General features: G+C 58.3%; 8 protein-coding genes, 1 other RNA gene and 1 pseudogene. All 10 read left to right on the forward strand.

Annotated features, from left to right (window positions below):
- Nucleotides 1-263: pseudogene (locus tag ACLBWT_RS23155) on the forward strand (hypothetical protein); the annotation flags it as partial.
- A gap of 35 nt (nt 264-298) precedes the next feature.
- The gene (locus tag ACLBWT_RS23160; RefSeq protein WP_447665416.1) at nt 299-1,558 is read left to right on the forward strand and encodes a radical SAM protein; all 1,260 of its coding nucleotides are present in this window, start codon (nt 299-301) and stop codon (nt 1,556-1,558) included.
- Nucleotides 1,559-1,729: 171 nt separating this feature from the next.
- The gene (gene rpmE, locus ACLBWT_RS23165; protein WP_021882051.1) at nt 1,730-1,927 is read left to right on the forward strand and encodes a 50S ribosomal protein L31; all 198 of its coding nucleotides are present in this window, start codon (nt 1,730-1,732) and stop codon (nt 1,925-1,927) included.
- A gap of 72 nt (nt 1,928-1,999) precedes the next feature.
- Nucleotides 2,000-2,407: a hypothetical protein gene (locus ACLBWT_RS23170; protein WP_447665417.1), complete on the forward strand. Its 408-nt coding sequence runs from the start codon at nt 2,000-2,002 to the stop codon at nt 2,405-2,407.
- 83 nt (nt 2,408-2,490) lie between these two features.
- An RNA gene (gene ffs / locus ACLBWT_RS23175) (signal recognition particle sRNA large type) lies at nt 2,491-2,756 on the forward strand.
- A 212-nt stretch (nt 2,757-2,968) separates the two neighbouring features.
- Nucleotides 2,969-4,741, forward strand: a complete 1,773-nt coding sequence (dnaX, locus tag ACLBWT_RS23180) for a DNA polymerase III subunit gamma/tau (protein ID WP_447665418.1) — start codon at nt 2,969-2,971, stop codon at nt 4,739-4,741.
- Nucleotides 4,742-4,775: 34 nt separating this feature from the next.
- The gene (locus ACLBWT_RS23185; protein ID WP_048749931.1) at nt 4,776-5,087 is read left to right on the forward strand and encodes a YbaB/EbfC family nucleoid-associated protein; all 312 of its coding nucleotides are present in this window, start codon (nt 4,776-4,778) and stop codon (nt 5,085-5,087) included.
- 108 nt (nt 5,088-5,195) lie between these two features.
- Nucleotides 5,196-5,792 (forward strand): recombination mediator RecR, encoded by a 597-nt coding sequence (gene recR, locus ACLBWT_RS23190; protein WP_048749929.1) that lies wholly within the window; start codon nt 5,196-5,198, stop codon nt 5,790-5,792.
- Between the two features lie 152 nt (nt 5,793-5,944).
- The gene (locus tag ACLBWT_RS23195; RefSeq protein WP_447665419.1) at nt 5,945-6,283 is read left to right on the forward strand and encodes a DUF2508 family protein; all 339 of its coding nucleotides are present in this window, start codon (nt 5,945-5,947) and stop codon (nt 6,281-6,283) included.
- Entirely contained in the window at nt 6,280-6,543 is a 264-nt protein-coding gene (locus ACLBWT_RS23200; protein ID WP_447665420.1) for a pro-sigmaK processing inhibitor BofA family protein, read from the forward strand. The genes ACLBWT_RS23195 and ACLBWT_RS23200 overlap by 4 nt, the downstream gene beginning before the upstream one ends.
- The last annotated feature ends 250 nt before the right edge of the window (nt 6,544-6,793 follow it).

Consider the following 6,793-nt stretch of genomic DNA (forward strand, 5'->3'; position numbering starts at 1 on the left):
CCAAGCGCACTCGCGCCGCGTCGGCTTCGCCTCGCGCCCCGCGCGCATCCAAGGCGGCAGCTTCGCCTGCCGCCGAGACCGCGCCGCAAGCCGGCGCCGAGACGGCTGCCGCAGCTTCGCCTGCGGACGCCGCAGCGGCTCCGGCCGCGCCGAAGCGCGCTCGCGCTCCGCGCGCGGCGGCAGCCGACAAGCCGGCCGCCGGAACTACCCGCCGCACAACACGATCCAAGTCCGCTCCTGCGGATGAGTCCCCGGCGGAATAAGCCCCGCCGGGCGCTACAGATTTTAGGAGGACATCATGAATCTTGTATATGCCGATGAACAAGGCAATTTATATGACCATCCCGACTGGATCGGGCTTGGCCGCAGCGGCGACGTCGTCGTGGAAATCATGGAGGAGGAGCTAATCCCCCTTCCGGAGGGAGCGACTCTCGTCGGCCTGCCGGGCACTCGCCCGGTCGGCATCAACTCCCGCACCGGGGAGATGGAAGTGCTGCCGGGATCTTATCAGGCTGTAGGCGCGCTGCTTCCCCAAGGCTATACGCGGCTTAATCTGCCCGGATACGTCAAGGCGGACAAAAACGCCGTCCTGCCGCTGTTCGGCTACACCTCCGTCGTCTGGAAGGGCGGCGGCTTCCATGTCGCGGCCGAGCGCAGCGACGATCCCGAGCGCTGGAATCCGCTCAACTGCGATGCCAAGGAACTGAACGTGAAGGTGGAAGAGCTGCTGGCGAAATATCCGGACAACAGGCTGTACAAGCATTTGTCTCATTGCGCGCTCGGCTATGAATGCCTTACGGCGTCCAACACGTTCCTGCAGCGCTGGGAAGGAGCCGTCCCGGTTTCCTATTCCTGCAACGCAGGCTGCTTCGGATGCATTTCCGAGCAGCCGGAGGACAGCGCGTTCCCGGCTCCGCAAACCCGCATGAACTTCAAGCCGACCGTCGACGAAGTCGTGGAGATCATGCTGGAGCAGCTGAAGACTCCAGATGCGATCATCAGCTTCGGCCAAGGCTGCGAGGGCGAGCCGTCCACCCAGGTCAAGATTATCGTGGAGGCGATGAAGAGAGTCCGCGAGCAGACGTCGATGGGCTACATCAACATCAACACGAACGCCGGGCTCACGGACTTCATGCGGGCGATCGTCGATGCCGGCCTCGATTTGATGAGGGTGAGCACGATCAGCGCGCTGGACGACCATTACAACGCGTACTACAAGCCTCGGGCCTATACGCTCAAAAATGTGGAGAAGTCCTTGCGTTATGCCGCCGACCAAGGCGTCTACACCTCCATCAACTATCTCATCTTCCCGGGCGTCACCGACCGCGAGGAGGAGATGGAGGCGATGATCGAGTTCGTCCGCCGGACGGATCTCAAGCTGATTCAGATGCGCAACCTCAACATTGATCCGGAAGCGTACCTGAACCTGATTCCGAAGGCGCGCGGCGAGATCTACGGCATGAAGCAGATGCTGGAGATTTTCCGCGAGGAGCTGCCGGGCGTCGTCATCGGCTCATACACGCATGTGCCGCCGTCCCGGCTGGCGAGGCATCGCTGAAATCGATCCTGATCAAGCTTGCTGGCCTTCCTGCGCCGGCGGCTCGGGTACAAGCCTGCGCCGGCGGCCCGCAGCAATCCTATTGCGTACGGCACTTGTCCGTGATATACTATTCAGGTATGCATAACTCTGGGCTCGCTTGAAGCTCAGGGCAGAAAGAGGTGAAAGACGATGAAAGAGGCTATTCATCCGAAATACCACGTGACTACGGCTACTTGCGCTTGCGGCAACACGTTCGAGACGGGTTCCGTTAAACCGAACCTGCGCGTGGAGATCTGCTCCGCTTGCCACCCGTTCTTCACAGGCAAACAGAAATTCCTGGATGCCGGCGGCCGCGTAGACCGTTTCAAAAAGAAATACGGCATCTAATCGACTGCCAGAAATTGGCGGCATAGAAGAACCTCCCTCAGCCATCCTATGGACTGAAGGGAGGTTTTTTAATTGACATCAACATTTCGCTTCCATACCAATAAGCCTCTTCGGGCCGTTTGCCTGCTTCTGCTTGGCGCCGCTCTGATGTCCGGCTGCGGCGGCAGTCCGGAGCATAACCGGGTGAAGAGCTACGGGCAGGACGGACATCTCGGCTTGACCAATACGAACCCTCGTCTGCCCAATACTCCGCATTCGCAGAACTACCAGCAGGATGCGGACTTCGCAGAGCTCAAGGTCAAGGAGGTTCAAGGGGTGAAAATGGTCCGTCTTGCTTTCGACGGCCCGACGCTCCGGGCTTACGTGACGCCTAAAGAGGGGCTGAGCGCCGCTCAGCGGGAGCAGGTGCGCAGCCGCGTGGAGTCGCAGCTCGCCTTCAACATGCCCCGCTATAAAATCATTGCCCGCCTGGCTACGTAAGGAGACAGCGCCTTTCTTTCCCTGGAGCAGGGAGACGAAGGCCGGTTGCAGAAGCCGTGCAAATGGGCTATACTGAAAATCTGCCGTGCTAGATGGGGAGGTAGCGGTGCCCTGTAACTCGCAATCCGCTATAGCGAGGTTGAATTCCTGCCGTAGGTTATGCGTTGCAGTGTATGGCGCCTAGGAACAGCGTTGAAGGATGGGTCCTCCGCAATGGACACTTGTGAACCCGGTCAGGTCCGGAAGGAAGCAGCCGTAAGCAGGCGCGTTCATGTGCCGGAGGAGTGCCTGACCCGAGCTGGAATCAGGAATGCCTGCTGGACCGCATGGATCGAGGGCAGGTGCACGGTCCTAACTAAGCAGAGCAACGTCTGGAGTCCGACTCTTCGTGAGGAGGTCTTCCGGGCGTTTTTTTTATATTCTCATTTAGAAAAGCTTCGCGCATTCCTGCACGGCTGCCTCCGATGTTCTGGGGCGGATTCCTTTGCCGGGCAGGAAGCGGTATTGTATAATGGAGAGACGAAATAACGGCCGAGGCCGGCCGGAAAGGAAGCCTGCATCTTGACCCATATCGCCTTATACCGTGCTTGGCGTCCTCAGACGTTCCGGGACATGGTAGGACAACAGCATATCAGGCAGACGCTGCAGAACGCCATCCGCGAGCAGCGCATTGCGCATGCTTACTTGTTCAACGGGCCGCGGGGCACGGGCAAGACTTCCGCTGCCAAGATTTTCGCCAAAGCCGTCAATTGCGAGCTCGGACCCGCTCCCGAGCCGTGCAACGAATGCGGCGCCTGCCGGGGAATCACCGCCGGCACCGTTATGGATGTCGTGGAGATTGACGCCGCTTCCAACCGCGGCATTGATGAAATCCGCGAGATCAGGGACAATGTAAGATACGCTCCTTCGGAAGTGCGATACAAGGTTTATATCATCGACGAAGTCCATATGCTGACTACGGAAGCGTTCAATGCTTTGCTGAAGACGCTGGAGGAACCTCCGAGCCATGTCATCTTCATTTTGGCGACGACCGAGCCGCACAAGCTTCCACCCACCATCATCTCCCGCTGCCAGCGCTTCGACTTCAGGCAGGTGTCGCTGGAGGAGCAAGTGGAGAGGCTGACCGAGATTTGCAAGGAAGAAGGCATTCGCGCCGAACCGGAAGCGATCGACTATATCGCCAGGCTGTCCGACGGAGGCATGCGCGATGCGATCAGCCTGCTGGAGCAGGCGGCGGCGTTCGGCTCCGAGACGATCACGCTCGAAGGCGCGGTCGACGTCACCGGCGGCCTTGCCGCGCAGCAGTTCGCGGGCATCGCGGACGCCGTCAGGGACAGGGACGCGGGAGCGATCCTTCCTCTAGTGGAAGGCCTCATGCAAGCGGGCAAAAGCCCGGACAAATGCTTGGAGAACCTCATGTATTATTTCCGGGATCTGCTCGTGCTCAAGCTCGCTCCGGGCAGCGCCGAGGCGATGGGGCGCGTCTCGGATCCTACCCGGTTCCAATCCATGGCCGAAGGATTCTCGGCTGACCGGATCTTCCGGATGATCGACGAGCTCAACCGCTACCACAACGAAATGAGGCATGCCGCTCACCCGCAGACGCTCTTCGAGGTGGCGCTTCTCAAAATCGCCACGATGCCCGAAGGCGGCAGCCAATCCTCGGCAGCTTCGGCAGCCGGCGCCGCGGCGCCTCAAGCATCTCCAGAGACAGGGCGGCTGCTGCAGCGGATCGACGATCTGGAGCGCAAGATCGAGCAGCTGCAGCGCTCCGGCAGCGCTCCGGCAGCGGCGGCTCCCGAGGCATCCGCTTCCGGCAGCGCCGTTCGAGGAGGAGCGAGCCGCGGAGGGGGATTCGGCCCTCGTTCCGGCAGCGGTTCCGTACGGAACGTCAAGCTGGATCCCTATTTGGCGGCTCTTTCAAACTCCGAGACCGCTCAGCTCCGAGCGAAATGGAGCGAAGTGCTGGCCCGGGTCAAAGACGCAAGGGTTACGGTCCATGCGTGGCTCGTGGACGGCGAACCGGTAGCTTCCACCGGCGACTCCGTGCTCGTCGCGTTCAAAAACACGATCCATCGGGAAACGACCGAAAAGCAGGCGAATCGCGAGCTCATCGAGAAAGTGCTTCAGGAAGCCTTCGGCCGGTCATTATCTCTATCCACCGTCATGCAAAAGGACTGGCAGCAAGCGAGCTCCGGCGCTGTCTCGGAACGTGCTTCGGCGCCGCTGGAGCTTAGCCACGACGATCCGCCGCAAGCTCCGGCGCGGCCGGAATGGGTGGAAGAGGCGGTCCGTCTGTTCGGGGAAGACCTGGTCGAGCTGAAGAAGGACTGACATTGATCTTAATTCCAATTATGAGGTGATGACGATGAACAACATGAACCAAATGATGAAACAGGTCAAGAAGATGCAGGAGCAGATGCTCAAGGCTCAAGAGGAGCTTGAAACGAAGAATGTTGAAGGCTCCGCTGGCGGCGGTGTCGTCACGGCTGTCGTGAACGGACATAAGAAGCTGATCAGCATCGCGATCAAGCCGGAAGCGGTCGATCCCGACGACGTGGAAATGCTTCAGGATCTTGTGCTCACAGCTGTCAATGATGCCATCACCAAGGCTGACGAGCTGGCGAACAAGGACATGGGCAAATTCACCGGCGGCATGAAAATTCCTGGCTTGTTCTAAAGCCTGCGGGTCCATTAGGACCGCATAGACAGCTGCTCTTGCAGCAGCCATGGACGGCCCTTCGCATTCCGGCAGGGCCGTCCTTATTTTATGGATGGAGCTGATTCCTTGTATTATCCGGAACCCATAGCCAAACTGATCGATTCCTTCACCCGCCTTCCCGGCATCGGGCCGAAGACGGCTGCCAGGCTGGCTTTTCATGTCCTTAAGATGAAGGAAGACGATGTCATCGACTTTGCAAAAGCTCTTGTCAGCGTCAAGCGGAACCTTCATTTTTGTTCCGTCTGCTGCAATATCACCGACACCGACCCTTGCCGGATCTGCCAGGACAAGTCCAGGGACCATTCCTCCATCTGTGTGGTCCAGGAATCCAGAGATCTGGTTGCGATGGAGAGGACCAAGGAATTCAACGGACAGTATCATGTGCTCCAGGGAGCCATATCTCCGATCGAGGGAATCGGTCCGGAGGAGATCCGGATTGCGGAGCTGCTTCGCCGCCTGGAGGACGAGCGGGTGCAGGAGCTTATCCTTGCCACCAACCCCAATATTGAAGGGGAAGCGACCGCTATGTACATTTCGCGGCTCGTACGGCCCTTCGGCATCCGGGTGACGCGGATCGCGCATGGCTTGCCTGTCGGCGGCGACCTGGAATACGCCGATGAAGTGACATTGTCCAAAGCCCTTGAAGGGCGCAGAGAGCTTTAAGGATACAAGGCCGTCCATGCCGGGCGGCTTTTTTTCATTCTTTTTAAGTAAATACGGCTGCTCCAAGCGTTCTAAACCCTTATTCCCGTTTATAGAATTAATACAGGAAACTTAGCGGGCTATAAATGGACAAGCGGAAAGGTGGTTGGGTCATGGCGGTGTGGATGCGAGTGGGAGGCGGCCAGGAGGCGTTGGCGGCTAGCCGGGTGCTGCAGGCGGAGATGGAGCTGGCGGCAGACAGGGAGATTGCCCGTGAAAAAGACGAGGATGCAGTCACAATCGGAGAGCAGCAGCTGCTGAGTGAAATTGCGGAGGCGCACAGGGATTGGGTCAATGCGCATTATCATTTCGAGCAGGCCGAAGGTTCCGATCAGATCGACTATGCGGTATATGCAATAGAAGCCGCGCAAAAACGATATGAAATGCTGCTTCGTCAAGCGAAGCGCATCAACGCAACCGCCCCGGCATGGAAAAAGGGGGTGCCGGGATGAAATGGATCTGGCTCTCCATCCTCGTTATATCCGGATTGCTTCTTTTCGTAACGATTGTAAGAAACCGCATATCCTGGTCGTGGCTGTCTCGTTTCTCCATTCATCTGACGGCTGCGGCCGCAGCGCTGTATTTGCTCAACCAGACCGGAATCGTTCCTGGTGTCCATATTCCTCTCAATCCGGCTACCATCGGCACGGCCGTTCTGCTCGGGTTGCCGGGGATCGCGGCATTGGCCGGCCTTCAAGCCGTCTTGTTCTAGCTTGGCTGGACCCCTGCGGAAGCAGGGGATTTTTTCGTGAAAAAGAATTCGAAAAAGAAATCGAAAAAACTTTAAAAAAGGACTTGCACATGCCTAGGGGGACGTGATATATTATCTAAGTCGCCGCTGAGAGGCACGACGGAAACAAGCGAAACACAAGCGAATTTGTTCTTTGAAAACTGAACAACGAGTGAAGCAAGTCAACGTTATAAATGAGCAAGTCAAACACCTTTATGGAGAGTTTGATCCT

Source organism: Paenibacillus sp. D51F (assembly GCF_053345695.1).

Bases quoted from the DNA above. Each gene is read 5' to 3' on its own strand.
- rpmE (WP_021882051.1), top strand. From the start codon at position 1,730: ATGAAAGAGGCTATTCATCCGAAATACCACGTGACTACGGCTACTTGC.
- ACLBWT_RS23200 (WP_447665420.1), top strand. From the start codon at position 6,280: ATGAAATGGATCTGGCTCTCCATCCTCGTTATATCCGGATTGCTTCTT.
- ACLBWT_RS23195 (WP_447665419.1), top strand. From the start codon at position 5,945: ATGGCGGTGTGGATGCGAGTGGGAGGCGGCCAGGAGGCGTTGGCGGCT.
- ACLBWT_RS23160 (WP_447665416.1), top strand. From the start codon at position 299: ATGAATCTTGTATATGCCGATGAACAAGGCAATTTATATGACCATCCC.
- ACLBWT_RS23185 (WP_048749931.1), top strand. From the start codon at position 4,776: ATGAACAACATGAACCAAATGATGAAACAGGTCAAGAAGATGCAGGAG.